The organism is Pseudomonas sp. SWRI18 (genome assembly GCF_014268345.1).
Lineage (GTDB): Bacteria > Pseudomonadota > Gammaproteobacteria > Pseudomonadales > Pseudomonadaceae > Aquipseudomonas > Aquipseudomonas cedrina.
In genome coordinates this window covers 23471-50467 of the sequence record NZ_JACCQQ010000011.1, presented here as the reverse complement: position 1 = coordinate 50467, position 26997 = coordinate 23471, and the positions used below count along the sequence as shown (strand labels likewise).

The 26997-nt window shown below is 53.7% G+C and carries 24 protein-coding genes and 1 pseudogene; 10 read left to right on the top strand and 15 right to left on the bottom strand.

Going from position 1 to position 26997, the window contains the following annotated elements; all coding sequences use genetic code 11:
* Positions 1–8 precede the first annotated feature (8 nt).
* From H0Z09_RS14120 to H0Z09_RS27345, 3 genes are all read right to left on the bottom strand, one after another.
* Positions 9–707: a hypothetical protein gene (locus H0Z09_RS14120; protein WP_186691133.1), complete on the bottom strand. Its 699-nt coding sequence runs from the start codon at positions 705–707 to the stop codon at positions 9–11.
* A 128-nt stretch (positions 708–835) separates the two neighbouring features.
* Complete coding sequence (locus H0Z09_RS14115; RefSeq protein ID WP_238340246.1) at positions 836–2638, bottom strand: ATP-binding protein; 1803 nt, start codon at positions 2636–2638, stop codon at positions 836–838.
* Positions 2635–3486: an AAA family ATPase gene (locus H0Z09_RS27345; protein ID WP_238340245.1), complete on the bottom strand. Its 852-nt coding sequence runs from the start codon at positions 3484–3486 to the stop codon at positions 2635–2637. Before H0Z09_RS27345 ends, H0Z09_RS14115 begins: the two co-directional genes overlap by 4 nt.
* Before the next feature lie 571 nt (positions 3487–4057).
* Between H0Z09_RS27345 and H0Z09_RS14110 the strand changes: the two genes are divergently transcribed.
* Positions 4058–4414 (top strand): MbcA/ParS/Xre antitoxin family protein, encoded by a 357-nt coding sequence (locus H0Z09_RS14110; protein WP_186691132.1) that lies wholly within the window; start codon positions 4058–4060, stop codon positions 4412–4414.
* A 234-nt stretch (positions 4415–4648) separates the two neighbouring features.
* Here H0Z09_RS14110 and H0Z09_RS14105 read toward each other — a convergent pair whose 3' ends face one another.
* The 3 genes from H0Z09_RS14105 to H0Z09_RS27340 form a co-directional block, all read right to left on the bottom strand.
* Positions 4649–5098 (bottom strand): hypothetical protein, encoded by a 450-nt coding sequence (locus H0Z09_RS14105; protein WP_346656793.1) that lies wholly within the window; start codon positions 5096–5098, stop codon positions 4649–4651.
* A 271-nt stretch (positions 5099–5369) separates the two neighbouring features.
* Complete coding sequence (locus H0Z09_RS14100; protein WP_186691130.1) at positions 5370–5756, bottom strand: hypothetical protein; 387 nt, start codon at positions 5754–5756, stop codon at positions 5370–5372.
* Positions 5757–5894: 138 nt separating this feature from the next.
* Positions 5895–6209, bottom strand: a complete 315-nt coding sequence (locus H0Z09_RS27340; protein WP_236249475.1) for a hypothetical protein — start codon at positions 6207–6209, stop codon at positions 5895–5897.
* A gap of 277 nt (positions 6210–6486) precedes the next feature.
* Between H0Z09_RS27340 and H0Z09_RS14095 the strand changes: the two genes are divergently transcribed.
* The 8 genes from H0Z09_RS14095 (at position 6487) to H0Z09_RS14060 (ending at position 16365) form a co-directional block, all read left to right on the top strand.
* Positions 6487–7002 carry a helix-turn-helix domain-containing protein gene (locus tag H0Z09_RS14095; RefSeq protein WP_186691129.1) on the top strand — a complete coding sequence of 172 codons (516 nt, stop codon included), beginning with the start codon at positions 6487–6489 and terminating at the stop codon, positions 7000–7002.
* Positions 7003–7321: 319 nt separating this feature from the next.
* The gene (locus H0Z09_RS14090; protein ID WP_238340244.1) at positions 7322–7948 is read left to right on the top strand and encodes a hypothetical protein; all 627 of its coding nucleotides are present in this window, start codon (positions 7322–7324) and stop codon (positions 7946–7948) included.
* Between the two features lie 395 nt (positions 7949–8343).
* Complete coding sequence (locus H0Z09_RS14085; RefSeq protein ID WP_238340243.1) at positions 8344–8949, top strand: hypothetical protein; 606 nt, start codon at positions 8344–8346, stop codon at positions 8947–8949.
* Positions 8946–10148, top strand: coding sequence for an XRE family transcriptional regulator (locus tag H0Z09_RS14080; protein ID WP_186691127.1), 1203 nt, complete (start codon positions 8946–8948; stop codon positions 10146–10148). Before H0Z09_RS14085 ends, H0Z09_RS14080 begins: the two co-directional genes overlap by 4 nt.
* A 495-nt stretch (positions 10149–10643) precedes the next feature.
* A complete protein-coding gene (locus H0Z09_RS14075; protein ID WP_186691211.1) occupies positions 10644–11801 on the top strand; it encodes an ATP-binding protein in 1158 nt (385 codons plus the stop codon).
* 1 nt (position 11802) lies between these two features.
* Complete coding sequence (locus tag H0Z09_RS14070) at positions 11803–14025, top strand: hypothetical protein (RefSeq protein ID WP_186691126.1); 2223 nt, start codon at positions 11803–11805, stop codon at positions 14023–14025.
* 412 nt (positions 14026–14437) lie between these two features.
* Positions 14438–15004, top strand: coding sequence for an SLATT domain-containing protein (locus tag H0Z09_RS14065; RefSeq protein ID WP_186691125.1), 567 nt, complete (start codon positions 14438–14440; stop codon positions 15002–15004).
* The gene (locus H0Z09_RS14060) at positions 15001–16365 is read left to right on the top strand and encodes a reverse transcriptase domain-containing protein (protein ID WP_186691124.1); all 1365 of its coding nucleotides are present in this window, start codon (positions 15001–15003) and stop codon (positions 16363–16365) included. The genes H0Z09_RS14065 and H0Z09_RS14060 overlap by 4 nt, the downstream gene beginning before the upstream one ends.
* Positions 16366–16453: 88 nt before the next feature.
* On the opposite strand, the gene H0Z09_RS14055 is transcribed toward H0Z09_RS14060, so the two are convergent.
* From H0Z09_RS14055 to H0Z09_RS14015, 9 genes and pseudogenes are all read right to left on the bottom strand, one after another.
* Positions 16454–16924, bottom strand: a complete 471-nt coding sequence (locus H0Z09_RS14055) for a hypothetical protein (protein WP_186691123.1) — start codon at positions 16922–16924, stop codon at positions 16454–16456.
* 52 nt (positions 16925–16976) lie between these two features.
* Positions 16977–17582 carry a GIY-YIG nuclease family protein gene (locus tag H0Z09_RS14050; protein WP_186691122.1) on the bottom strand — a complete coding sequence of 202 codons (606 nt, stop codon included), beginning with the start codon at positions 17580–17582 and terminating at the stop codon, positions 16977–16979.
* Positions 17583–17817: 235 nt separating this feature from the next.
* Positions 17818–20166, bottom strand: coding sequence for a hypothetical protein (locus H0Z09_RS14045; protein ID WP_186691121.1), 2349 nt, complete (start codon positions 20164–20166; stop codon positions 17818–17820).
* 301 nt (positions 20167–20467) lie between these two features.
* Positions 20468–21337, bottom strand: a complete 870-nt coding sequence (locus H0Z09_RS14040; protein WP_186691120.1) for a hypothetical protein — start codon at positions 21335–21337, stop codon at positions 20468–20470.
* A 128-nt stretch (positions 21338–21465) separates the two neighbouring features.
* On the bottom strand, positions 21466–23283 hold the full coding sequence (locus H0Z09_RS14035) for an ATP-binding protein (RefSeq protein ID WP_186691119.1): 1818 nt from the start codon (positions 23281–23283) through the stop codon (positions 21466–21468).
* Positions 23283–23714 (bottom strand): ABC-three component system middle component 2, encoded by a 432-nt coding sequence (locus H0Z09_RS14030; protein WP_238340242.1) that lies wholly within the window; start codon positions 23712–23714, stop codon positions 23283–23285. Before H0Z09_RS14030 ends, H0Z09_RS14035 begins: the two co-directional genes overlap by 1 nt.
* A gap of 3 nt (positions 23715–23717) precedes the next feature.
* Positions 23718–24788, bottom strand: coding sequence for an ABC-three component system protein (locus H0Z09_RS14025; RefSeq protein WP_186691117.1), 1071 nt, complete (start codon positions 24786–24788; stop codon positions 23718–23720).
* Between the two features lie 54 nt (positions 24789–24842).
* A complete protein-coding gene (locus H0Z09_RS14020) occupies positions 24843–25136 on the bottom strand; it encodes a hypothetical protein (RefSeq protein WP_186691116.1) in 294 nt (97 codons plus the stop codon).
* Positions 25137–25680: 544 nt separating this feature from the next.
* Positions 25681–26433 (bottom strand): annotated as a pseudogene (locus H0Z09_RS14015) (cation:proton antiporter); the annotation flags it as partial.
* Positions 26434–26688: 255 nt separating this feature from the next.
* Between H0Z09_RS14015 and H0Z09_RS14010 the strand changes: the two are divergent.
* Positions 26689–26997 carry an arsenate reductase gene (locus H0Z09_RS14010; protein ID WP_231982825.1) on the top strand — a complete coding sequence of 103 codons (309 nt, stop codon included), beginning with the start codon at positions 26689–26691 and terminating at the stop codon, positions 26995–26997.

Sequence of the window (26997 nt, the reverse complement as noted above, 5' to 3'; positions counted from 1 at the left end):
TGCCACACTCAATACTGACTGGCGTAGCTGCAGATCAATTGAGAGATTACGGGTTCCTGGACATATGAGACCATCGCACTCAGCAGCGCCATCCCGACCACAGTAGACAGCCAGGCGCGCGCCCCTCCGAAGTCATGAACCTGCCGCTGCATCTTCACGACAGCCAAGCCAACAAAGGCCGCGTAGCCAATCAACACCATGACATCCGAGGCCCTCGCCACCGGGCTGTGGAGAATCGCTGTAGTGACCGCCTGTTCGTAGCTGATCGAAGTACAGCTTTGCGCCATAGCCTTGAACCGTGCACCGAGTGCCGGCATCTCAAATATCTTGAGTAGCACCAGCCACCCGGAAAGGTAGAAAAAGGTATTCACGCCCGTCAACATCTCACGTGGGCTTCCCAGTATCCGGGCGGACATTGCGAAACATAGACCGTAACACGCCACGAGCAACCAGTTGGCCAGCGTCATCACCCCGACGAACTCAATGGTAGGTGTTATGCCAGCTGACCGAGAGGCCGGCAGGCCCAGCACACCCAGCCCGATCGCAACGAAGATGCCAAAAAGCCAAGCCCGCGAGCAGATCCCTTTACGCGCTTTCATTTCCTCAAAAAACGCTACATTTGACTGGATGAGCGTTCGAGCGTCGCATGCGGATGCACATACGGCAGGCCACATTTTCTCCAGGAAAAACCCTGCTAATTTCTCCACATTGCTATCTCTCTAGTTCGGCGGCTACACATCAGGTGCGCTGCCCGACTATCGAGCAAGTTACAGAGAATTTGCAAGCATCCCCTATCTCCGAAGCGGCTTGAACAAGGCCATGTGACCACTTGGCATCATCGTCCCTTCAACCTCAAACCGTCGAGCGCTTCAAGCTGCCCCACAATCTGCTCGACAAGCGCATCATCGAAATCGTCCCTGTCGGCCTCCTCGTGCGTGCCTTTGTTTAGGTATGTCCACACCAGTGACTGCTCGGGCTGACCCAAGATAAGACCGAGTGACTGTATGACGACCGGCTTGTCTGGGTGCACGAAGTCAGGCGCCTTGTTGAGGCGAGCAAGCATGGCTTCACAGAGGCCGCGTAGAGTTGGCTCAGCGCCAGAGCCCGCAATTTTCAGGCTGAGTGTGCCCATGTCGAATTTGCCCAGCCATCTCCACAGTTTGTCCGTCAACATTTCGAGCGCTTGCCGGGACTCGGCCAATGCCGTACGTGCATCGCCACGATTGATCGCCGCGCGGGCGTTGAGCAGATAGGTTTGCGGAGCGACATTCCCAAGCACGCGGGGCTGGTAGTTTCCGTTGTGATGCCGGAATACATATGAAGTCCAGTGCTCATTCGGCACGCGATTCTGGACATCCTTCATGAACTCGTTGGAGTGGCACGTCACGAGCAACTGCGTCGCCGCAAAGCGTTCGCTCTCAAAGATTGTTTCCCTTATCCCTTGTCGATGCTCGTGGTCGATCGCGTTGATGGCATCATCAAACACGACCACGGGCGCTCCGATCTTCAGAGCCTTGGCCAGCAAGATAGCCAGCCCCAAGCACCGCACATGCCCTTCACTCAGAATCTGCAGTGCATCGACTGAAATATCCGGTTTGCCTCGGAAGGAGAGTCCGATGCGCCCCTCTCCTGTTACCGGTAGACTCAACCCAGCCAGCTTGTCGGCATCAAGATCGCGAACGTTGAATTCGTTGTACAGCTCAAGAGCCAGAGAATTCAGACCCGCCATCAAGGTGCCTGGCAGCTGAGTTTTATACCGGCGCAGCAGGGCTAGGAACTGATCGTACGCGGTGTTGATGCGACGGTCACGAAGGATCGCATTGGCTTCATCGGCGGCTGCACTGATCAGAGCAGCATTGGCTTGCTCAAAGCCAGCGATGCGCGTCTTGGCATCCTGCACAGCCTGAGCCAAACGCTGACGCGCTATCCCGTGAGCCCCGACGTCAACCCTGGCCTGATTCAGTCGGTCGCGCTCAGTGATCTGCTTGTTGCGCTCTGCATTGGCCAACCCAGACTGGATATCCTGTTGTTCCAACTGCTGCGCCCAAGTCACAGCTTGCTGAGCCAAGTGAGGCGTCGATCCGTCGGTACGGTACCCGTCTGTCCACCAATCACGCTGAGGATCAACACCCGGATTGGCCAGGTAGCGCACAACCGCATGGGGGCTGTCGACAGCGGCTCCCACACGGAGAGCAAATGCTGAGAGCTTTACCCGCAAAGTCTCGGAGGCCGCACCGCGTGCCTGGATTGCCTGGAGATGTCGCCCCTGGATTTCCTTAAGCACATTGAGCCCAGCCAACCCCGCTGTCGCTTTTTCATATGGGTTGTGTACGACTCGTTGACCACCTGCCAGGGGGGTATCGCAGGCCGGACAGTGATCGCCCGCGATGCGCTCAAGGCCTAGGACTGCGTTGTACAGATCCTGATAGGAGACATCGTATGTTCGGGCTGCTAGCTCCGCAGTGACGTCTACCAAGACCTTCTGAGCGGCGTCGGCTGCTTGAAATGCCTGGAAGAGTTCGGCGCTGCTAATTCCGAAAATGAAAGCCGGTGGCTGGTTTAGCAAAGTGTCCAGTTCTTGAAGCCGGCCAGGGTTCACCTCACTCCCGATGGCAGCGAGCAAATCTGAATAGGTCATGCCTGGCTGGACGCTCGCGGCGTACGCACTTTCGATCTGGGCCTGCTGCGCGAGCGAGGCGGCTTCACTTCATTGTCGACGGTTTGATGGTCTTGACTCAAGGCGCCGCGCTTCGCCGTCAGCTCAACCTGCTTCGAAGCCAGAAGCGTCAGAAGACCTTCCATGGAGTCGTTGAAGTGACCCACGAATTCGTTGAACTGATCCATGCCGAACAGCGCAGCGATCAGCTCTGTTTTTTCACCAGCAGGCTTGGCAGCAATCCGAGAGAAGGCATCGATTCTGTTCTTCTCAATGAAGCAGAACCGATAGGCATCTGAATCCGCGACGACAGGAATCTCCTGCCCTACAGCAGTGACAGCTCTAAGCTCGGGCGCGATGTACCGGCCCTCATGGTGGTTGGACAAATACCTCCCCGCAGCGATGCGCTTCATATCACATTCGTCGACAGTCCCCAGCAACGCGAACTCCAGGGCTTCGCACAAACTGGTCTTGCCGCTTCCATTAGGCCCGTAAAACAGTGTGATACGGCCATGCAAATCAAATGGCTCCGGGTACCTGAATCCCCGGAATGGCCCCACACTCAGATGCTTCAACTTATGCCATTTCCAATCACCGCCTGGCGGCAGGGGTGGGATTGCAGGCAGCGCCGGCGAAGTCGTGGCGAGTGTTTCCCGCATCAGACCGATAAGGAGATTAGATCTCTGATTACGTTGACGGCTGGTACCCGCGACCCCGGTAAAACGCTGAAGGACGATGTTGGCGACCCTCCGAGCATCTTCAGAGGCAGTGTTCTCGGGGGCATGAATCCAGTGCACGAACTGGTGATAATCCTGTAATGCCGACGTCATCCTTACCTCCCAATTACCAACGTGAAGCTAACCCGCGCCAGGTGCCCAACCCTGGCGAGAAATTGCCCTGACGGTTTCAAGTCGCCGCGATGTGAAGTTGCCATCACCAGTAAAGCTCAGCTCCAGCGGATGTGAAAGGCGATAACGCTGTGCAGCCCCGCCTTCACAGTTCATCGACCCTACTCAGCCTCAATGGCCCAACTGAGCGGTTGCCCGCATATGCCCACGTCAGACATCCAATGCTGCAACTTCGACTTGGTCGGATCGAGCGCGAACCCAGCCATACCGGCCCAGGCAGACACGCAGTGCCAGAGTACTAATGCCGAGATAGAGCAACCACTTGAGTTGCAGGAGACCGCTAGGAGAGATCAAGCTTTAGCGAGTCCCGGAAGGTCTACGCCTGTAGGTCAGAAGCACTGAATGGATCATCTCTGCGAAGCCAGGCCCGAACACCGAAGCGGCCCGCGCTATAATTTCGTTCTTCAGAACATCGCTCATGAAACGTAGTACTCACCAATCTGGGCCGCTAGTGCTGGTACACACTCCTGGCGCTCCCTTTTTAGGAATCGACATGCTGGTCCAGCTCGATCTGAATGTGAATGACGCCGATGCGCTTTTGCGCCATTGCACTGCCCATGAGCCAGACACAGGAGACTTTCGAGAAAATGCTCGGATTCGGGAGGCACTAGAAGCGCTCGCAGCAGCTCTCGAAGACGCGATGGGCCCAAACCATGGAAGCATCGAATCGCCCGAAACGATTGATCCGCAGCTACTGGATGCAGCCCTAAGGTTGTTTGGCGACAAAGCGAAAGCCATGAGCTGGTTGTGCACCCCCCTACGCGCGTTAGGCCAAAAAAGCCCGAAGGATGTACCTATTGCTGAAGCTTTGACATTGATTGCACGTATTGAGCATGGCTTCGGCGCCTGAAAGCCATTCGTTGCTGACGTTGAGTTGTAAACTGATTTATGTAGTTGTAAACCTGCGTGGTTTACAGGTTAAAAAATAGGTTTACACCTCGACGCTCCTCGACCGTAGCCAAGCATTATCGCCCCTTCATGATCGCCCCTCACCCGCCCGCGACAAGCACCGCGTACAGATCTGCCGGCGTAGAGCCCACATAACCTTCCCGCCTTTGGGCAGCCTGCAAAGGCGCCAGCAAGGCTATTTATTGGCTCGTTTGAAAGCGATCAGAGCGTCAAAGGCTTCTCGGATTGATAACCCGCTCCTCTGCTTTTGTACCAAAAATTCTGCATCCCAATTAGCTGGATCGAATTCTTCTCTGGCATACCTAACAAGGTCTAGCCACAGGGCCCATGGCAGTGCTGTTGCGTGGCTGTGACGGCACCGATAACTCGGACGCTCCAGCAGCGCAGGTTCACGAATTACCAGCTGATCGCACACCCTGCTTAGGACATCAAAGGGGGCGTCGCTCATCCCAATCAGCGAGGGATGAGTAAAGCGTGCGATCGACTGTACCGGCGCACAAATATCGATCGTGTGCAGACTGGCCAAGCGCTGAACCTCAACCTCAAACGCTTCGGCGCCAAGGGTGGCGGCGAGCCGTTCAACGAACTCTAGCTCGGGTAGGTTAAGACGCTCAAGGCTGATCACGTGCCTCTCCATGCATGCTGGCTCCTGCGTGCGTAATTCCGTCCTCATCCAATCGCCGGCTTGATCGAACTGGCACATCATTTGTGTGAATTCTTCTTCCGATAGCAGTCTTGGATTTCGCGTTGTAAGGGTCATTGTGTGGTAACAAGTGCTGGTCGTCATTGACGATTGTGCAGGTGGGCGCTTGGGCGCCTGCTGGCTTTGCCATCTTGGATGGGCCCATTCGACGGCCTGCCTCCAGTGCCTTCAAGCTGAACGTCCCCGATTGGCTTCAGTCATCATCGAGTTCACGTCGATGCTGCTCCACATACTCCAGGTCACGTTCCCAAGCCTGTAAAAAGTCGATCCAGTCATGGAAATAGAAGCCCTCGCTCACGCGCGCAGAGGGGCCTAAAGCTACCCCAAAGCGCGTCCTCCAGGGTTCTGGAATGTCTGCGTCGCGAATGATCCAGCAGCCGATTTTATGAGCTTCCCTGGGAAGCTCTGAGAGCTGCTCTAGCGTAAGCAGGCAGACGCTGATGGGGTGCTCGTGATCAAGTCGCTCAATGTCACCCAAACGCTCCAGGATTGCCCTGGCGCCTCGGTCGCCCGGAAGAAGGTCGGCAAGCTCCCAGATTAATTGCCGTCGATCGCGCTCTCGCTGCCAGTTGTAGTTCATGATTGACCCATAAGGAGTACAAAGGTGCTCCGGCTAAAACAACCTCATCGAAGCTTTACTCATCCTTGAAGCTGTGGATCAAGCCGCGTAGCTCTGGCGGAACGGGAAGGTGTTGGCGAAGCATCAACGCGAACTCGGTCACGCGTCCTGTTCGCTCGCGATCACATAGTGCCCCCCGGCCATGCTCCTCATCAGCTTGAAGCCCTGCCTGACGTCGACGCATCGGACAGGGGGTGTCGCAACTGTCATCCCGTTTTCAGAGGAGCCGGACTGATCGAAGTACACTTCAGCGGCGTATCGCTGTCCCACCCTCGCAGCATTGTGAAGGTACGCGTCAATGCATACGCCCCACTCAATGCCCTGGGCCCTGCTGACCTCGTGAGGAATGCCTTGCTCAATGCCGCACGGTTCTTCGGGGCTAGGAAGTTCACGCTGACGCGCAGAATTAGCCATCAAGTCGATCTCAAATAGGTAAAGCCGTTGCGCTGTGCTGACCTATGGCACTGCCAGCCCTTCTTGGGCGGGAGCACCTGACAGCGGCAGGTCGGCACGATTTAGCGATTTATTGCAAGCCGGCGATCATCACGACCTTCGAACGCCCTGTGGCTCCGACACGAAATGGCAGGAGCCACCATGCCACAGCCCATCACCAGCACTCGCCCCAGGCGCATGAAAGCGCAGGAGTCCGACATATTTATATCTCATACACCATGTAACTGTACACAGCAACATGGCTATATCCTCGATTTTCGAGGGATACGCAGTGTTGAAGCCGGCCTTGGCAGCAGTCGTGAGAACTTTGAGAGGCAGCCTGGAGCTCTCTCAAGAGGAGCTGGCAAGCGCCGTGTCTCAGACCTTCCTGAGCCGGATCGAAAACGGCCAAAGCAGCCCTACACTGGATAAGTTTGCGGAGCTTGCACATGCGCTCGAACTGAGCCCGTTAACTCTCCTAGCGCTGATTCTCTCGACCAATGACAAAACCCCTACCTCGATCCTGCTCGCTAACGCCGCCAAGGAATTGCAGGCAATAGAAGCAAAGGTGAGCGCCGCTGACATCGCGGCACACCTAGCCGGGAAGGAGGTTCTGAAGCGGCCAGCCGCGCGACCCGCCGACCTCGACAAGCTCAAAAAGGTGCTCCAGTGCAAAGCCGATGGACTGAGCAAGTCAGAGAGCGCGCGGCGACTTGGTTTGAGTCGATCAACTATTGGGTTTTTGTGGGAGCGATCGCTGCCGGACGCAGATTGATCGAGGAGCACCATCTCTCAAAGGCACGATTTTCAGCTCGCCGCCTTCCATTGATATAGCCGGAGTAACTTGAGCGCTGGAGCCTCACGTTTGTAAGGTAGTGCTACTTTTCGACAACTCGCTGCTCGTACAACCGACCTAACAGGAGGTGGATCCAGGCCTTCGACGTCGAGCCATTAACGGCAGTAGCAGCCACCTCCGCCTCAGCGTGAAATCACCTATTTCAGTAGGCGCACTCAAAGACCACTGACTGGTTGCCGGTAGCAAACAGGGATTCGTAAACTCCTAAATCTTGGACTGACTAGCGTGAGGTAATGATATGGATGACGATTCGCTTCCGATGCTTGACCCGCAGTTAGAGGACATCCAATGGCCGGCAGACTTCTCCGGCCAGCAGCTCTTCATCCAGGGTGCGGATTGGCAACATAACGCGATGCTGAACTGGTCTCACTTTCGTGCCGATCTCTATGCTTTTGCATACAAAGACGCAGCTGACGGCCTTGTGGAGGCTATGGCTAATCGTCAGGTTCCACTGGACAGCGGCATTTACCCTTTGCTTTTTCTGTACCGCCATTCCTTGGAGCTACAGTTCAAACTGATGCTAACCAGTGCTCGCGCGCTCACAGGCAAAGAGCCCAAGGTGTATGACAAGCACCGGTTGATGCCCCTGTGGTCAGAATTGCGCCATCTGCTCAATGAGCTTGGTATGGAGCACTCAGACGCCAACGCTAATGCTGCGCACCAGTTTATTCGCCAGTTGGACGACGCAGACCCAGACTCGATGGCATTTCGCTACGCTATGACCAACAATGGTAAAGACCACCTGCCAGACATTACGCACATCAACATCCGGCACTTGCGCGAGGTACTCAACAGTGTGTTCGTTTGGCTACACGGTACGTACAGCTGGATTGGAGAAATGGAGCAAGATCAACCTGGCGGCTGAACACGCAGGCGTGACACCCAGATGGCTCTCCTACCCTTTGCATGGAGTCTAGCGAGGCACTGCCGGCAATGAAACGAAGTCGCATACAACCAGGCGCTGTTGAAAAATGCCAGGGAACTCGAATCAAGATAGTCGGAGGAACGCACAAAAGCGCAGGCGCTAGAGCCCTACCTGCTGCAGCCACATGTAGATCAAGCGCCCTTACAACAGACCGTGCGACGGCCCAGCAGGGCTGTTGCAGCTCTACTCAGTCGCCAATCCGAACGCCTTAACGCCCCCTCAAACCATCTTTCTACGCAACAACCCCCTTTACACGAAATTTTTAAGGCATATAATCTCGCTATCCGAAACCCGAGATCGACTACATGACCCCAAACCCAGAAGCAATTGCCGCTATGCTGATCACCAACGTTCCCCGTGACCTTGTGATGGGTGTCGAAGATGCCTTCACCGCTGGTGCGCTCCAGGCTTTTGGGTTGACAAAGGATGTCAGGACGCAGCGAAAAACTGCACTGGGGTACATGCGGCACATTCAGATGAACGAGCGGTTCGGCGACCTGCTGGAAGCGTCAAGCGCCGAGCTGATGTCCTCCCAGGGCAACCGCGTAATCGTGGGCGTGGCAGGGATGTTCAAATTCGCGCGCTTGAACATGAACACCACGAATTGGAATCGCCCAAACCGTAGCGTCACCCGACGCGAGCTGGCCGAAGCTAATGAGGCCATGAGCCAACTGGTGCAGCCATCACTTTTCGGGCCTCAAGATGTGACCTCGGGGACATTCTTCTTCGTCGCACGTTTCAGCGGTTCACTGCATCTCCATCCTGAGAAGCCGTTGCAGGTCTACATCGCGGTGCCCAATCCCAAAATGGATGGGTGGTTGTTTCGGGAACCTTTGAGCCAGTTCTTGGATCGCTATGAGGCGGCCCCGAAACAGGCCGACAATGCAAAAGTAAAACTCAAAGCGGGCTTCATCGAGCTCGGAGGACAGAAAGAAACATGAGCCGGGGCATCACAGATTTCCAACCAGGAAGATTGATTCAGGCACTGGCTGCCCGAGCCCTTTCCCAGGTACAACTCGCTGCCATGGTCGGCGTATCGCCGTCTACGATTAGCAAGTGGAAATCGGGGCAACAGGCTCCCGAAGCAGAGGCGCTGGATAGCCTCTCCAAGGTCATCAATGTCAGTCCTGAATGGTTCACCCGCCCTCTTCCCAAGAAGGGCTCGCTGCCTCTTTTCCGAAGCAATGCGTCTGCGCATGTCTCTGCAAGGGCCATGCTAGAAGCCCGACTGGAATGGACGCAGGACATCGTCTTGGCGATGAGCGAGTTCGTCGACTTTCCGGACGTAAACCTGCCTGTAAGATCGTTCACAGATCCTCAGCAAATTGCTAATTCTGATATCGAGGAAGCTGCCAGCGAGTGCAGAGACCTCTGGAGTCTTGGCCGTCGGGCCATCCCCGATTTGGCAATGGCTGTAGAGGGTGCAGGCGTCATCGTGGTTCGAGAGGAAACGGGTATCGCCCCGATCGAAGGGCTCTCCGCTTGGAGTCACGAACTTCAGCGGCCATTGATTCTGCTGTCTGCAGACAAAGGGAATGGCTTTCGCAGTCGATTCGACCTTGCTCATGAACTTGGTCACCTCATTCTGCACAAAGGCATTGACCGCTCAACCGACCCTGAGCGCTACAAATTAATGGAAGCGCAAGCTCATCGTTTCGCTGGAGCTTTCTTGCTGCCGGCAGAAACGTTTGCAGCCGACGTGCGAACACCAGTAACGCTGGACAGCCTTCTATTGCTTAAGCAACGCTGGGGCGTCTCTGTTGCAGCCATGATCATGCGACTTGAAGCACTCAAGATTATCGATGCTGATGAGAAACTGGTTCTGTTCAAACGCAGGTCAGCCCGGTGGGGGGCTAAATCCGAGCCAGGCGATGATGCGCGCGCGCCTGAACACCCCCGGCTCCTGAAACGCACCATCGAATTGTTGTCGTCTTCTGGTGTCATGCCGATTGAGTCGGTGTCGAACTACATCGGTTTGGCTGCAAACGACGTGGAGAAACTGGCAGGCCTACCGGAGCGGTATCTGTCCGGTAAAGCTTCGGTCTTCCATCTGGCGAAGCTGAAGTCCATGGTCAGCGGCGATCCGGCCATTAAATCGGGCGACAGTGGCGTGGTACTTCCCTTCAATCGGGGAAGCTGAACACTCGCTCAGCTCTAAGTGGGCCACAGGGAGCTACCGCATGCAGCTCGCCTGCATTCCCCTTCTGCCCCTCTAATGAGTGACGCATCAGTTGCAAAGGGTCTTCGGGCCCGCTCGAAGCACTGCATTCATGATCGCTCCGCTATGGCCTTATCTTCTCAGCTATAGCCCCTTCTGTTCTCCTGCTTCGTGTACGAAGCGGCAATGTTACTCAATGCGCTAGCTCGCCAGCATCGGCCTGATCGACCAGTCATTTAATTGCCAAGGGTCTTCAGTCATCGTGACTGCTTTGGAGCACCGCTCGAATACCGGTATTTTTGCACCCGCCACCTTCCAAGCGGCAGCATGGTTACGTACAGTTGCTGTCCCTGCACTCCGAATACGTTTCATTCCCTGCCCGTTTATGTGCGTGGATATTTCGGCTGGTGACAGTTCCCCGTGCTCCTTGCTTCTAGCGTGGCTCAGCACCCAATCGAAGGAATGTCAGAGGTGCTGATGAAAATCACTCGAAGCATGAATACGTATGACATAGAGGAACTCTACCCTCTGTGTTACACCCATTCGGAGTTGCGGCTGCCCGTTTCCATGAGTCATGGGGGACTTCTGGGGGTCGACGCATCCCTTGCGCAACTCGTGATCACCTGGGCAAAAGCCCAGAACAAAAGCACGTTGCACCTCTACGCAGACACTGAAAACGCTCTCGAACACGTTTCGCAGCTTGCCAAAACGGCGGCAGGTTTAGCCGCGCTGGTCATGAGCTCAGACATTGAATCGGAAAATCACGATCCGATTGACCGGCGCGCAGCATTGACTGTCATTCGACCAATGATTGAAGCAATGTTCGAAAGTGATCTGAAGCACACTTCAGGGGGCAGAGGGGCTCGCCCCAAGGTGATTAACCTCTTCAGTATCAACCACGCGCAGATGGAGTACATCAAGCCTTTCTACTACGGGGGACGAGAACCTGAAGTCCATAAGTGGCCAACCTTCTCCACCTTGATTGAAGACTTGTCATCAGTCATGCACACCAGGCATGAACGTAATGCGTTGATGCGCAGCGGCCTTAGCGCCTTGGGCACTGTCCTTGAAGAGCTGATATCGAACGCTGACGAACATGCGTCATGCGATTTGAAGGGAGACAAATACAAAAAGGGCTTGCGTGGCATGACTGTCAAAGCAAGTCGCATCAGCAAAACGGAGATTAAGAACTACTCCCACACTGAGCCCGAATTTGCGCGTTTCGTCATCCGGCACATGGTCAAAGGTGTCGATGCGCTCGATTTTCTAGAGCTATCGATCATCGACAGCGGCCCTGGCCTCGCAAGACGTTGGCTTTCTAAAAGTGAGGGTGCACCGCTTGAGTCGTTGGACAAGCTGTCACTTGATGAGGAGCTTCAAGCTACCCTCGACTGTTTCAAAAAACACGTCACCACCAAGCCGTCGAAGGAATCGGGTATGGGCCTGCATAACGCCGTTCAGGCTTTCAACAAGCTTCAAGCCTATGTTCGGTTACGCACAGGCAGACTTTGCCTCTCACAGGCGTTTCAAGGGCACGAGGGCGAGGTGGCCTATCACCCCAAAAAATGGAGCGGTGATGGTGAACTCGAAGCCGCTGAAGGGACTGTCTTCACCATCTGCATCCCGGTGAACTGACATGTCTGATCTTTACGATTTCGAAGTATCTCTCGCGGCTTCATCAGAGGCAGAGCCCGCACAGGTTGTGGTGTTCTTCACAGGCCCTGAAGCCATCTCGGATATCCAGGTGACGGATGCCCTGCAGAAGCGCCTACCCGGCTATATCCTGCCAGATCACTTAATTTTCCTCATGCCGCAGTGTTTTGAGGAGCAGATTCAGAAGCAGTGCCAAGATAAAGCTTCTCCATTATCCAGCGCCTTGCAGCGTCGGGATGCAAACTCTTCGCTGAGCTACGGATTTGCGTATCACGATGGCCACGGCAGCATCATCAGATACCAGAATATTTCTGGTGCCCCGAAGAACATTTCCAAACTACTGCAGAACGGCACCGCGAAAATCGTCAAGGCTGGCATGGAGAAACTGGTCAAGTGCACCTCAGTGTTGACCAAAGCCCCGGCTGGCTTCCTGTTTTCGAAGCCCTCGTCCCGTTCCGCAAATTATTTCATTCGGGCTGAAAATCTTCTCTCCGAGACACTGCACGCCCACTTTCTTGCGTTTGCTTCGCTGAAAATGCTCAAACAAGCTGCAACAAGCACGTTGGGTGAGCCCGACACTATCTACCTCGACACAATGGCTTTCTTGCCCATAGCCCTTTCCATGCAGCTTTATCAGGCCCGGTTTGGTAAACCCACTATCCAAACCATCCGATCCTTCCATTCGCACGAGGGGCTGAAGGATGGGCGTTTGCCTGGCGCCAATGCTGCCCTTTGCCTGATCTCTGCCTCATCTACGTGTAAGTTGGCCGACCAGTGGATTAGCGTCAACAGCGCTCCCCCATCCCGAGTCGCTACGGTTCTGTCGTTCTCCAAGAAGTCTGAAAGCTGCACGATTGTCCATACTCTGGAACGTCCTCAGGATTTCGAAATGCTCGCTGAGTCCGAAACTTCGGAAGCCCGACAGACCATCAGGATTCATGGCGAGCGCTTTATCGCAGAACACACTGAGACAAGGCTGTTAAACATCAGCATGGATCACCTGCCTGATGGCCTTCAGGAGAAATTTTACTCTTTCATAGGTAAGGGGCTCTTCAGGTGCGTTAAGCCCATCCCTGGGGGGGAGAGACGCCGGACTGTACATGTGGACACGGACAAACTGGTCGAGACTGAGGGCTTCAAGACCTGGTTCAAAAAGTGCCTCGACCAGGAGTCGCCCGCGTCGACCAAGCTGATCATCCATGACCAAGACTCAGCGAGTCAGAAACTCGCGACGGAAGCCTTGAAATATCTGACTGATAGAGGCCTGACCTGCACCAAGGTCAGCGAAGAAGACTTCAATCAAGATGAAGAGCTTCATGGCTCAGTTATTGTGGTTGCAGCTGCGGCGGAGCGTGGAACCATTCTGCAAAGAGTCAGCAGGCGACTGCGGAGTGCCCAGAAATCAGGAACTCGTCTCTACATCGTCGGAGCCCTCTTCGGTCGAACCTACGAGCTGATGAAAGACCTGAGCTCCAATCTGACGCAACCACCGAAGGGTGAGCGCCGCTACGTATTCAAGGCTTTCATGGAGATTCCCGCGGGCAGCGCTGTGTGCAGTAATCACTGGGCCAAAGAAAAAGACATACTCAACAAGCTGGTTGCCTTTGGTGATGAGAGCTTGCTCCTGATCAAAAACCGCGCTGACCAGTTGGCTGCCGAGGAAGCATTGGGCTTGTCGTCCCAGGCATTCTGGCCAAGCAGTTTCACGAACGAAGAGATGAAGCTTACTGATGGCTTCGCGTTCGTGAACGGGAAGGAGGATGTTAAAAAGGCGTCGACTGTAGACATCTTCTTGACCATTCTTTGGATTTTGCAGAACGCCCGGGAAGGGGCAAAAATCAAGGACGCGAAACGACTGGAATCGGGTGAGTTACAGCAGGTGCTGCTGTCGCCGGATGTCTTCTCTCGGTATGACGACGGAATCATCCAGTCGGCGTTTCTCAGAGCGGCACTCCCCACGGAGCTGGATTACAGTGCCCACGAGATCTACAGCGCAGCGATGGCGGACATCATTCTGCGCGTGGCGAAGGGCTACTCATATGAGCGCGGCGAAGCGGCAATGGAATTCATAATTGCACTGGCCATAGAAAAGATTCGACTGCATAAAGAGGTGGACAAGAAGCTGAGAGCAACGTTGAAAGCGACGCTGGGGGCAAAGATAGCTGACCTCTCGCTGCTTCTTGATGGCGACCCCTCTCCTTTCTAACCTGCTCGGAAGGCCTGTGAGAGCTGCCGACCGTTGCCGCTGGAGATGCCAGCCTGACTAGCATCAAGGGTAGCCCGATCTCCCTGGTAGCCCCATGGGGTGCGGATAAATGCGGTGGTTTAGGCTAACCACCGTCACTACCTCGCGTTTTGCGGTATCAGCTTTATACAAACATTTGTCAACACGCAAGCCTTACTTGGGCCATACGGTCGAGCAATTGAATGGCTTCCACCCTCCATAATAGCATTGTAGAATCAGCCGCGAAGGGGCGGGTTCTTCCTCTCGTACCAACGAGGGCGGTTCTGATAATTAACAGCTTCGGCTGTTGGGTTTCGGCCCACTGATCCCTACGGGATGTTCAACGGTACTCAAATCCCCCTGCCCCTTCACCAATTTCTATGGAGAGATGTGCGTGAAAAAGGACAGCGTCTGGTTCACTTACAAGGCACGCATCCAGGCTCACAAGCGCTTGGAGTGGCTGGACTTTCATTCGCAACTCTTGTTGGTATGGTACGCAATCCTCAGCACAGCGCTGGGGGTGCTGACCATTCGACACAGCACTATCCTCGGCCCTGATACTGACATCATGGCGACGATTCTTTCGGTTGCCTTGCTGGGCATTTCGCTCGCAGTTGCCAACCGCGACTTCCGGGGTCGAGCCATGCTGATGCGCACCAACTACCTGGAGTTACAAAAGCTCCATCGGGGAATGCCTGACGGCCTGCCCAATACTCCCCAGCCTGCACCGCCCCCAGAACAAATCAACAGGTACGACGAACTGCTGGCTGAGTCAGAGAATCATCGAGAGATCGATGATCGCATCGCCCGCATTTTTGCAGGCGGCCCAACCACCAGGCCACCAACAGGCTTCGAGTACTTTTCCGCAGTATTTTGGCTGACGATGCGGTTTGTAATTACGGCGATGCTGTATGCCTTACCGGTACTGGTAGGCCTATATGCTTTCTGGAACAAGCCATGAGCGCAGCGAAAAGCTTCAAAAAGGTCTTTACCCGAAAGCGTCTCCAGGAGATTTACACCGACAGAATCAAAAACTCCGGCGCCATCGGCCTCGATCGCATGCGCCCGGCTAACCTGGATAAACAGCTAACCGCAGAGCTCGACTACATAGTCGACAAGGTGCACCGGGGGGAGTACCGGTTCACTGCTTACAAAGAAAAACTGATACTTAAGGGGGCATCGTTGCCGCCTCGTCAGATATCTATTCCGACGGCCAGGGACAGAATCGTCCTACGCGCACTGTGTAATTGCCTATCGGACGTTTTTCCCGATGCCAAACTCACCCTCCCCCAGACAGTCATCGACTCTCTAAAATCGGCGCTCGACTCTGGCGCGTATGCCGAATATGCCAAGATCGATCTTCAAAAATTTTACCCAACCATACCTCATGAATTGGTAGCAGCCGCGACGCGGAAGAAAATTCAGAAACCTGAGTTCAGGCAGCTGATCAACGCCGCACTCACAACGCCCACGGTGCCTGAATCCAGAGGAAGTAAGGGTGCCGATCGGCCCACCGTGGGAGTGCCGCAAGGCCTCGCCATTTCAAATGTGCTCGCGGAGATTGCGCTGCAGGGCATTGATAGCCTTTTCGAGGCCCGGACAGGGATTTGGTACAAGCGTTACGTTGACGACATCCTGATCCTGGGGCCAGCAGGGGTGGCGCGCTCTACCGCTCATGAGCTCATCGCCGAATTGAAAGCTCTGAAGCTCAATCCGCATGACTTCGAACCAGGGTCGAAATCCAAGGTGGAGAGCCTGACCGACCCTTTCAGCTTCCTTGGATATCAAATCGAAGGCAACCAGGTGCTCATTAGACATGAGAGCATCCTCAGATTCGAGTCTTCGATCGCCAAAATCTTCACGGCATACCGGCACAAACTGGTAACAGCTCGACGACCTGCCGATAAGGAGCGCGCTCTGGCCTACTGCCAGTGGAAGCTGAACCTGAGAATTACTGGCTGCATATTCAAAGGCAAGCGCCTCGGTTGGGCTGCGTATTTCTGCCAAATCACCACGACGTCCCAGTTGCGTGCCATCAATCACACGATCAGAAAGCTTACAGACCGATTCTGCCCAAGCGGTGAGATCCATCCGAAATCGCTGATCAAGACCTTCTACGAACTGCAGAGAGGCATGAAGGCCGATAATGGCTACATCCCAAACCTCGATGCTCTCACGGTCAATCAGAAACGCGAGAAACTCGCCATGTGGCTAGGCGATGACGCGTTGAGGCTTAGCGACGCAGAGGTAGAGCGCAGATTTGAAATCAAAGCCAGTAAGGCTGTGCGGGAACTGGAAGAGGATATCGCGCAGACGTCCTAAACGCTCGCCGCTGTCATTTTAAGAAAGCCCGGATCGACTTCGGGCTTCGTAAAAAAGGCCAGGATAAACATTTCTTTTCAAAAGAAGCCTAAGCTTTAACCTTTCCAAAATAATAGCCAATTACAACCAGCCCGATACTATTCAACGTGTGCGGTATTGCGTTCCCAGAAACGGCCAAAATACACACAGTCACAATAACAATCAGCGCAATTACCGAAGGCAAGTTATCTTTAAGATTTTCAGCATTAAACCACTTCTCTGGAGAAGCCCATTTCAACAGCCCCACCACCACCAACAAAATCAAAATTGGCACAACAGAGGTTAAGATATCTACAGCTATTGGCTTCACATTTTGCCAAAACGTGGCCAACATCTCCTTAATATCTCCTGCGGCTGCCAAAGAATTGCTGGAACGGTCAAAAACAGACCAAATGTAAAAACCGATTAAAGTGAGCATCGAAAAAACCGGAACAAAAAGTATCCACCCAACAATCCCTACCAGCCGATGGAGTACAGAATATATTCCGTGATTCGATGCATTATCATTTGTCTCTGGCACGTGAATCTCCTTATAGACGCAGCTCATCTATGATACAAACTAAAAACTCAAACTATTCAAAACAATCACAATCTGCAGCGCCACATCCACCAGGCATGTAGCATTCAAAAGCTACCGGAGGATTACTACGATCACTTGCCTCATATGGCATATTCCGACCGCCATTCAATATGCGATCATTCCCCCAGGAGTGGATCACATCCATATCTCGATCAGAACAACGATAGCCAAGCATAGATCCCATATGCCTCTCACACAAAAACTCATTTATTTCTTCTTTGAGTTCATCTGGACTTACCTTAAACCATTCAGACGCGACGCCTGACCCTTCATGAGGGACGCGCTCATATTTAGTCTCAAGCATTGAAATGGCCAGCGCTTCGATTTCGTTTATCTGCTTGCTGCAAACACCTTCTTTAACCTTGAAGGCATAGTACGGTACGTAAGAGGGATTGTGGCTACTGCTAGCTCTAGTAGCTAACCTTCCAGTCGTTAGGCCGATCTTAGCTCTATCCGGGGATCTTGTGTCCATCCCGATATAAATCCATCCCGCGTCAGAGTTCTCTTGCCTGAGCCTCTCTTTTTCGACCCACGCCATTTTGTAATCATCGAATTCATCAGAGTCGAATTTTTCTTCCCATTTCCTATCTACGGCCATAACGCATCGCTCTTGTTGTTCACTGCATAGGCAGACAGTATGCCCCAAGAGGCGAAATGCCACCATCTACGGGGGCTCTTAGCTTCTATCCAAAGAGCGGATGCTCGAAGCATATGAGCAAGTCCAGGGAGCCAATACGTTACAGGGGTGCAATATCTACATCCCATGCCCAAGGTTCGCCTCGCTCATGTCGAGCTCACACCGCACCTTGTTTACCACCTCATCGTCAACCAAGTCAGTTGCCTTTGACGGCTGGCTGGGAAAAGACCTTCGTCATCCCCACCAGAGAGTCAACCAGCATCTCAAGCATCTGGCGCCCTTGTACCACCGTATCGGACTGCTGATCGACGCCTACAAAATCAAACGCTTCGGAAAATCCTGAGGACGGCAAATGTGCGTCCGCTTGCCTAAGCTGATTGATTCCCACCAACACCTTGGTCAGCGCCCTCGCTTCCTCCAAGGTTGCTCCCCGCTTCATCAAGCCAGCTTCCAAATGTTTCATAGACCCGGACTTCGTTTTCCCAGATTGCGCGCCCATAGAGGTCAACGCATCGCCATCAAGAGATTCAACCGTAAGCCTGGCTAGATCTTTTGCGAGCTCAAGCACCCCAGTTTTCTCCAGGGCCCGGAACCGATGAACACGTTTAAAAATGTTATCCGTCGCATGATGTGGGGAGAAGAGCGGCTTTCCACTGATTTTCTCGAACGTGGCATTGACCTCGTCATATGCCGGACGCAGCCGCGCCTCAGGCGCTTTCGTTGCAGCAGGAAGAGCTTTAGCCTGCGATGCCAAGAGCTCCTCCGAAACTCCACCCTCAGGAACGACGTTTGCCCCCGCCCATACACGTTGCTGCCAAGGTGGAAGCTGGCCGATGTCCTTGGCATAAACATTTATAAAGCCTAGGGCATTCAGACCGAAATGGACGCTATCCCCGCTTGAGATCCCAATGGCGCCGGTGTCCCGGGTGTACCACCGCAGGCAAGAGCCCCGGTAGCTGCCTAAAAGAGCGGTGACGCTCGGGCGGAACCATAGCCAACCACCAGTGGATGCGAGCTCGTCCCCGCTGACACGATCGCCAGAGCCATTAATGGCGAAGTCCACCTTGGTCAGCGGCGTTTCGCCCTTTACCTTTTCGCTCACACGCCCAGGCTCAACAGCCTCAGTCATCCAAAGCGACCCACTCAGGGAATGGAGCTTTCTTCCCTCGTGTTGGATAGACCAAGATTTGGACACGACAGAATCATCGTCGGGTAGCCCAAGCCTTGGCACGTCATCGTCGGCGTCGACGTCTGTATGAGAGACATGGAAAACACCTGTCGATGAGCCGTAGGCCTTGCCGCCCTCATGGATCTCGTAATTGACGCCCTCCCAGGCAATTCCGTCCTTCTCCTCTTGCACGACGCTGGACGGCCAGCCGATATGGGACGCATCCGACACGGTCTGGGAGCGGCTTCGGTAACTACTCAGCAGCAGGTACATGCCCCGAGCTCTCAGGTAATCACGTAGGTGCTCAGTGCGCGCTTCGAGGAATACAGGCTTACCCTGCTCGTCACGCTTAAGCCTCACGACCTCCATGAAACCCTCGACTGGCCGCAACCAAACGTCGCCTTCTCGCTGCAGGCCTAGCGAAATCACGAAATCCTGATGCAGGTGCCACTCATTCGGCACCGCACCATCGAAGCTCTGCTCAATAACCAGTCCAGTGCCTACCGCATCAGAGTGATGACTGGCCCAGTTACCCGCCCAATAGTAGGTTTTGACGAAGATGGGCTCCGCCGGAAACACTGGCTCGGGAGGAGCTGCAGGTTTGGCTGGGCGAGTGTTTAACGACACGTTCAAGTCTGTGAATGGCAAACGGAAGCTAACGACCGAGTCAGTCTGCTGACTGAGAGTGGGACTCGGACTTGTTGACGCGTCGTGGGCATTCTCTTTCGGCCATACACGATGCGATTCTTCACCGCCGGCAAAGGTGTTACCACCAATGTCGCCCCAACCCAGTTTAGAAACTTCGTCGCGATGCTGAAGGTCGAACATGACCGAGCCTACGCCGAAATACTCTTCCAGATGGCCTTCATAGCCGTACTCCCCCTCTGACGTCAGAGTATGGTCAGCGCGCAGTGGGATCCACACCTTGTCAGAGATCGAAGCCTTCCGAATCTTGGTCATTTCAAACCAAGCCTGCGGTTTGCAGATAGCCGTTTTTGGAATCACCGACATCGCGGCTCCAACGTCCCCTTGTAAAACGATGACGGCCACCAGGTGGCTTGCATGGTCGGTCTCAGCCAGGTGTTCACGCAGCGCTTCGCGCATCCCTGCGTGCGGGATCGTCTGGTCAATCGCTTCGGCAGGGAAAAACGTACCGGGGCTCTCGAAGCCGTTTTTTTCATAACGCCACAGGACAAAACTCGGGCCCTGCGCGACAACGGCGTCCGTGCGACTCAGATCGCTCCAGGCACCGCGCCAGTGCTCTGCAATGGCCTGGGCCTGGTCATCAGCGTCCTCAGGCGGTGCGTTTAAAACTGGCTCGCGGCCACTGGCGTCCGTGCCCTTCTCGGCGACCTCTAAATCTTGATCCTTGCCCATCAGCCCCTCGCGTCTGCTGCCTGCTAGTCAAAGAGCAATTTAACCACGAGCGGCGACGCTTGTTCCAAAGACATTCTCGATTCAAATGGACGGGATCTACTAGATAAAGCAAGCAATCTTAGATTCTTGCTACAAGACGTATCGGCCACGCTCCCGAGACAAGAAATCCGCCGTGCAGCAGCGCTGTTTGGCCCTGGCTCAGACACCGGAAGGGGGACTGGACTACGGAGCGCTAGCACCCTCAATGACCCTCCACGCATATACGAGTTATACGCGGTAGCATGAAGGCAATCAGCGCGCGTTAATCCAAGGATGGAATTTTCACTGGCATACCAAGAATCGAATTTATCTCTTCTTGAAAATCAAATCCTAGCCAGTTCTGCACAGGATCACCGTATTGGTCATGCATCGCGCCGAAGAGCTCTAATCGGCAACTTCTCGAACTCATGACTCCGAACTGCAGTGTGCCGCCAACAGTATCGTGCTTTCTGGCCCGCATACGAGCTTCTAGCGCTAAACGAGGTTCTCTACCTTTCTCCTCAATTTTGGGGGTGTCCTGTAGGGACTTTATCTCTGCGCGGAGGTTATCTGCATCATCACCTATTACAGCGACCTCCCCCTTTAAAAGATCGATAGATTGAGCGACTTGAGAAAACTCCCCATTTTCATTGAACTCCGGGTGTATCCAGTAACATTCAAGTGGACGAGAGTTGAGCATATCGTCTGGGGCAATACCAAAAATGACAAACTCGCAGAATGGTGCTCTGCCCGCTGCATACCCAACGCTTGCGTCTTTAGTATAACGTTCAGATAGATGTCGTATAAGATCTGCAACAGCGCGAAGGTCTGGAGTCCTTATTTGTGTATTGTCTTTTGTCTGCGGATGCAAATTATCCAGCATCATTGACGCTGCGGAGTACGTCATGAGCGCGGGTGTTACCGCTCCAGCGTACACCATACCGACGTCGTAGCTAATCATAGGCCCAGCCGCAACAGTGTACTCAGTGACACCCCAGGCGCCCACTCTCAATCGCAATACTTTCATTGCCTGATCCGTGACCCTACTGATTGAGGTGTGATCGGCATTCTTCGATATAGCGGTAAGCAGCGAATCGGCCGCCGCCCAGACAGATGAAGAACCATGGTCATACCAGACAACAGCATTAGTCATCTACCTACTCCTTTCAAGAAACCCATGACTTTTTAAGCCTGGCAAAATATTTGAAATCGCATGAAACCTAAGGCTCTCCACTTAGGACTTCATATTTCGAGGCTGAGTGACCACACTACACCACCACATCAGTCTTTTAGCGGAAAGAAGCCATACCGGCCATTCCCTCTGCTCTTCGTAAAGTGCTCGTAGTTCAATTGAGGGATGAGGGCCGTATCAGGTTCCTTGTTCTCAAAAATAATAACTTGAGAGCCTTTGAAGTGATCTGCAACATCCTGATAGAACGCATATATCATGTCCTCCGCTACTTCTTTATCCTCTTCCCCAGGTTCCGGATCCCCTTCCTTGTACGTGGTCAGCGGCGAATCGAGCACCACGAAACCAGGATGACGCCCGGAAAGCTTCAGCAAATTCATCAGCCCTAGCGCGAACGCAGCTGAAGCGATGGCTCGATACCCCTTGCCGAAATTGCCCCTCGCGCTCCCGCCAATAGTGATGTCTCGTCTTGCGAAATCGAAAGATACCGGGCAGTAGTTCGGGAAGCTCCAGCGCTTCAGAATCGCTTCGATCTCTTCCACCAGCGGTTGGGCTGTTTCCTCAAAGCCTTCAGGCGTATAGGCGTTTTGCTCTTCAAGCAGGAGAACTCCGAGTCGTTTCAGCTCGCCCGTCAGCCTAGCCTTATCAATCACACGCCGTTCCAGTGCCGACCGGTCATGCTTGAGGGAAGAGGCGAGTTCTCTAAGGTCACTCACTGCCTGTACCGAATCCTGAATCTCAGACGTGATCAGCTTCTCCAGTGCGGCGATGGATGTCTTGGTGGCCTCTGCGTTGGAGGCGTTCCGTTCGATCGCTGCAGTCAGGGATCCTTGGGCTTCCGCGAGCTCGTGGATGTTCTTCGAAATTCGATCCAGCTCGAAGGAAACACCTTTTTTAATGTCATCAACGTCCGTTGTGCAAGATTCGGAGTCAAAATGATTGCCGCAGGTTGGACATAGCACCGCGTCTGAACCTTCAAGCAAAACTGCCGCCTGCTCAATGCCCTGAAGACGCTGGCGGTCTGATTCGTATTTCTGACCAAGCATGTCAAATCGGCCAAGGAGTGCCTTGTCTTCTGCGAGCTTGCCTTCAACAATCTCCAGCTCGGAGAGCTGATTGGCTTTTTGCCTGAAGAGGTCTTCACTCGAATGGAACGCACCTTCCAGCTCAGTTTCAGCCACCTCCAATCGGAGCGCGACCTGGGCGGTAAACGAATTGAGCTTCTGGAGCTCTAGGGCCTCGGTGGCGTCAACATCTGGATAGAATTGCCTGATGATGTCCTCGACAGCAGCAACTCGATGGCGCAGTGCCCCCTTTGACGCAAGCTCTTTCTTAGCCTGTTTGACCCCGGCGTCGTCTTTCCCGGTAAGCAACAGCTTAAGAATGGATTTTTCTTTGGTGGCCTCATCATTTTGGCCAGTGCCCAAAGGAGAGTAATCAGCCACGATTCGCGTCTCATCCATCAAAAAGACTTTTTCGAAATCGCGAAGGGAGAAGGAAGCGTTATTTAATGAAGTTGTACCCTTCAGCAACAACTTCCCATTGAGCCCCAATCTATCCAAAATCTGGTTCGAAATAGAGTTCATTTTCGTAGGGTTATGTTTCACACCCAAAACTTGAACCTTGCCCTCCTCGTCGTAAAAAGTAGGCTTTGAACTTGCAGAAAGCTCCCTCTCTATCGTAAAGGAAGACTGGTCTTCATTTACAAATTTAACCTTGACCGTGGTATAGCCTTGGGATTCATCAATTGACTTTGGGGGAGTATTAGAACCCAGGGCAAATTTGATGCATTGAACAATGTAGGATTTACCCGTATTAGAGCCACCCTGAACAACATTAGCACCCTTCGTAAAATATACGGAAGCGTCTCTACGCTCAGGGCCGCTCACAACCACACTTTCAATATACATCAGACCACCCTGTCAACTTTATATATAGTGCGACGCTGAGCTGCGAGGTAGTCAATATTCCCCTCAACCCACACAACATGCCGCTTGAAATCTGCGTGATACTCAGTGGTCAACTTGATGGCAAATGCCCTGCCCGCGTCGGTAATTAAATATCGAACACCCCGCTCGTCGACCCGTGAAGTAATCAACCCCTTAGCGATAAACAGCCTAATCGCACCTGGGAATATTTCCCGTCTACGAACCAGCTCGGAAAGTCGGTTCAATAGGATAGGGTGCAGACTTGGCTCACCTTGAAAATCACTACTATAAATAGCCGCATAGTCAAGAAAGATCAGCTCATCTAGGTCAAGCTCCCGAGACAAACCTGCTAGCAACAGAACGATGCGTGCCCCAATCTCGACAGGGCTGTTGTACAAGTCCTTTGAGTTCATCATCTATTTCTTGATCCATTTAAACTTCATGTCATTCACCAACTGGTGGCATAGCCCCTTTCGATCCGAGGTCTGCAAGAAATGACGAAGTGGATGGGCATCGTATGGAATCTTTACGCAGTGAGTGCTGACTTCAAGAAACCGTTGATACCCATCATCGAACTTTTTACGCACTACACTGTGAACACCTTCGTGGCACTCGCCTTTGAGGCTTTCATAGCACCCTGTAGGAAACGCATCACGCGAAAACATCTCCAGTGATTCCGCACTGAAGAAGTTGATCCTTGCTCGCTCAAGATCGTCTTTGTATTCACTGCCCATTACACTATCAAATGAATACTCTGCCCCATCGGCATCAGAGAACGCGTCCAAGAGTGCATCAATGTAGACTTTCTCATTATCACCAACAGCACCAAGCTCGGGATTACGAACCTGCGGTCGCTTTAGATGATAAACCCCAAATCGTGATGTGTGATAGGGTGTGAGTGCATGCTTCTCGATTAATTCCTGTGACGACATCTCATCAACGAAAGAAAAGTCGAGGGTATTTAGATATTCTAACAGAGCTCCCTCAAGAGGGATGGATTCTGTCTTCGTGATCTTGTCCTTACAGACCTTATCCCAGCGCTTGATGATTTCAGCCTTTATGCGAGACTTCTTGCCCAGCATATCAATGCAATCGGAACTACAGCCTTTCGGCGACACGAATCGATACTCGTGCGGAAGGGTGTAGTCTTCTTTCCAAGTGTAATAGACCAGCTTACCCAGCTCTGCCACTACATTTGCAACGCTCAGCTTATCTTTGTAGTGTTTGCATTGGTAATTGTCCCATCCCCTAGAGTGCCGGGCGATGACATCGCGCCCCTTGTCTCCCGCACCAGCACAGCGGGTGACTGACTCGTAGCCTTTACCTAGGTAAGAAACGAATTCCAGCGTAAAGACTTCCCAAGTATCCGCAGACATGATTTGAAGGCGATCCAGGGGATGAACTGGTTCACCTTTTTCTACGTCCAATGCCGTGAGTTCAAATTCAGGGGCTGGAGGTAGCACTATGGCATTTTCAACCAAAGACATTTGCTACACCTCGGTGACAAGGTTTATTGCTTACTAAAGTAAAATTAGAGCACATCATATTCCGAGGTCGCGCTCCACCTGAAGAGTCTGGATACGATCTGGCATCTCACCAATGATCTTATTTGGATTCTTCCGCAAAGCACCCGTGAGCTTCTTCAGGAACCGCTGATTTAACTCCATGTTCCCCATCAGTTCGGCAATGATGATGTCATGGTCAACGTCAGCGTCTTCTAGCCCCACCCTCAACGCCGCACGAGCTGCGCCAATGGGTTTATCCATCGCATACTCGATTAGATCAGCTGGGTGAAAAGCGTATTCCTGCTTCTTTTCTTGTTCCTGCTCACTCATACCTGAGTACCTTGGTTCTGAAATGTTGTTCGTATGGGGATTCGTTTGGAATTTTGGACTGCCGGGCAATCTTATTTTTAAGCGATTACTTGTCAAATCGCGGGCACGACGAAGCCTCCCAAATAACCGCTACGGGATGTGGTGGTCTTCTGTGTGCGTATCTGTGCCATAGCTGATCCATGCCGTGCTCCTCCCACCCTCCTCGCCTAATACGTAAGGGTTGTTGGGCATCCGGGTGCCCTGGGTAATGGCACAATACTATCGCCATTGCGCCGTGTGGGGGAACCCGGCGAGGCACATAGGGCTAAGAGAGAGCCAGTGAACGGCTATGGCTGGACGGAGCGGTGTGGGGCTGCGAGCGTTTAGGGCATTGGTAACGGCGGCAGGAGGCTGTCCTGGTGGGGCATGAAAGCTCGTTTGAGGATGTGACCATTTCAATGAGAGTCTGAATCTAAAAGTATCTCCAACTATTCGCCGCGCTTGCTGAACCTACGCACTCACTCACTCGGTGGTGACTAGTAGCTTTTTGGGGGGGCATAACGCGAGTTTGCATCATGCCCGCCGCCACCGCCGACAAAATACCCGAGGCGCCCAAACGCTCGGCCAGCACATACGCGGCGAATGGCAGCAGCAACATAAACACCACGTGAGTCGCCGGATCGTCCCACCCCCGCGCAATCATCCAGGCACGCAGGCGCCCGACCAACCAGCTCAATGCCACGCCGACCGCCAGGCCACCGACGGCCACGAGAACGAACGTAAGGCTCGCATCGGCCAGGGAAAATACCCCGGTCAATGCGGCCGCCAGCGCAAACTTGAACGTCACCAGGCCCGACGCGTCATTCATCAACGCCTCGCCCTGGAGCATGTGCATCAATGGCTTGGGCAAGCGATTCTGGGAAATGGCCGACACGGCCACGGCATCCGTCGGCGACAACACCGCCGCCAAAGCGAAGGCCACCGGTAGCGGGATGGTCGGCACAATCCAATGGATAAAGTAACCGGCACCGACCACGGTAAAGAGCACGAGCCCCACCGCCAGCGTCAGGATCGGCCCGCGCAGGCGCCACAACTCACGCTTGGGCATGCGCCAACCATCGGAAAACAACAGTGGCGGCAGGAATAGAAAGAGGAACAACTCCGGGTCCAGCGCCACATGCAACCCCAGCGTAGGCCAGGCCAGCAAGGCACCCGCGGCGATCTGCACCAAGGGTAACGGCAGAGGAATGACGCGTCCGACCAGACGCGAAACGCTGACCAGCATCAGCAGGATTAGCACGGTGTAGGCGGTTTGCATAACGCAGGTTCCATGACAATCAACGAGCAACGACACACATCAGGCAACAACTGGCCGTTGAAGTGCCATATTAGTGGCCTATGCTGCCGGCGGGCATTTACACATAAGTCGCACGCCCGGCATGACGATCGGCACCCAACGCCGCTGGTCGTGGCATAATCCGTGACCTTTCGTTTTCCTTCGCTCAAAGGGGGCAATTCCTTGACCGCTTCAAGCAAAACGTTGCACCTTTTCGGCATCAAAGCCTGCGACACCATGAAAAAGGCGCGCACCTGGCTCGATGAGCACGCGGTGAGCTATGAGTTCCACGACTATAAAACGGCCGGTATCGACCGCGAACACTTGACCCAATGGTGCAATGAGCACGGTTGGCAGGTGGTTTTGAACCGTGCGGGCACCACCTTTCGCAAACTCGAAGACGAACGCAAAGCCGATCTCGATCAGTCGAAAGCCATTGAATTGATGCTCGCGCAACCCTCGATGATCAAGCGCCCGGTGCTTGATCTCGGTGACAGAACCCTGATTGGCTTCAAGCCAGATAGTTATTCGGCGGCCCTCAAGTAG

Coding starts and splice junctions, on each gene's coding strand:
- H0Z09_RS14115 (WP_238340246.1), bottom strand. CDS start 2,638: ATGACCTATTCAGATTTGCTCGCTGCCATCGGGAGTGAGGTGAACCCT.
- H0Z09_RS27345 (WP_238340245.1), bottom strand. CDS start 3,486: ATGACGTCGGCATTACAGGATTATCACCAGTTCGTGCACTGGATTCAT.
- H0Z09_RS14110 (WP_186691132.1), top strand. CDS start 4,058: ATGCTGGTCCAGCTCGATCTGAATGTGAATGACGCCGATGCGCTTTTG.
- H0Z09_RS14100 (WP_186691130.1), bottom strand. CDS start 5,756: ATGAACTACAACTGGCAGCGAGAGCGCGATCGACGGCAATTAATCTGG.
- H0Z09_RS27340 (WP_236249475.1), bottom strand. CDS start 6,209: ATGGCTAATTCTGCGCGTCAGCGTGAACTTCCTAGCCCCGAAGAACCG.
- H0Z09_RS14095 (WP_186691129.1), top strand. CDS start 6,487: ATGGCTATATCCTCGATTTTCGAGGGATACGCAGTGTTGAAGCCGGCC.
- H0Z09_RS14090 (WP_238340244.1), top strand. CDS start 7,322: ATGGATGACGATTCGCTTCCGATGCTTGACCCGCAGTTAGAGGACATC.
- H0Z09_RS14085 (WP_238340243.1), top strand. CDS start 8,344: ATGCTGATCACCAACGTTCCCCGTGACCTTGTGATGGGTGTCGAAGAT.
- H0Z09_RS14080 (WP_186691127.1), top strand. CDS start 8,946: ATGAGCCGGGGCATCACAGATTTCCAACCAGGAAGATTGATTCAGGCA.
- H0Z09_RS14075 (WP_186691211.1), top strand. CDS start 10,644: ATGAAAATCACTCGAAGCATGAATACGTATGACATAGAGGAACTCTAC.
- H0Z09_RS14070 (WP_186691126.1), top strand. CDS start 11,803: ATGTCTGATCTTTACGATTTCGAAGTATCTCTCGCGGCTTCATCAGAG.
- H0Z09_RS14060 (WP_186691124.1), top strand. CDS start 15,001: ATGAGCGCAGCGAAAAGCTTCAAAAAGGTCTTTACCCGAAAGCGTCTC.
- H0Z09_RS14050 (WP_186691122.1), bottom strand. CDS start 17,582: ATGGCCGTAGATAGGAAATGGGAAGAAAAATTCGACTCTGATGAATTC.
- H0Z09_RS14045 (WP_186691121.1), bottom strand. CDS start 20,166: ATGGGCAAGGATCAAGATTTAGAGGTCGCCGAGAAGGGCACGGACGCC.
- H0Z09_RS14040 (WP_186691120.1), bottom strand. CDS start 21,337: ATGACTAATGCTGTTGTCTGGTATGACCATGGTTCTTCATCTGTCTGG.
- H0Z09_RS14035 (WP_186691119.1), bottom strand. CDS start 23,283: ATGTATATTGAAAGTGTGGTTGTGAGCGGCCCTGAGCGTAGAGACGCT.
- H0Z09_RS14030 (WP_238340242.1), bottom strand. CDS start 23,714: ATGAACTCAAAGGACTTGTACAACAGCCCTGTCGAGATTGGGGCACGC.
- H0Z09_RS14025 (WP_186691117.1), bottom strand. CDS start 24,788: ATGTCTTTGGTTGAAAATGCCATAGTGCTACCTCCAGCCCCTGAATTT.
- H0Z09_RS14020 (WP_186691116.1), bottom strand. CDS start 25,136: ATGAGTGAGCAGGAACAAGAAAAGAAGCAGGAATACGCTTTTCACCCA.
- H0Z09_RS14010 (WP_231982825.1), top strand. CDS start 26,689: ATGAAAAAGGCGCGCACCTGGCTCGATGAGCACGCGGTGAGCTATGAG.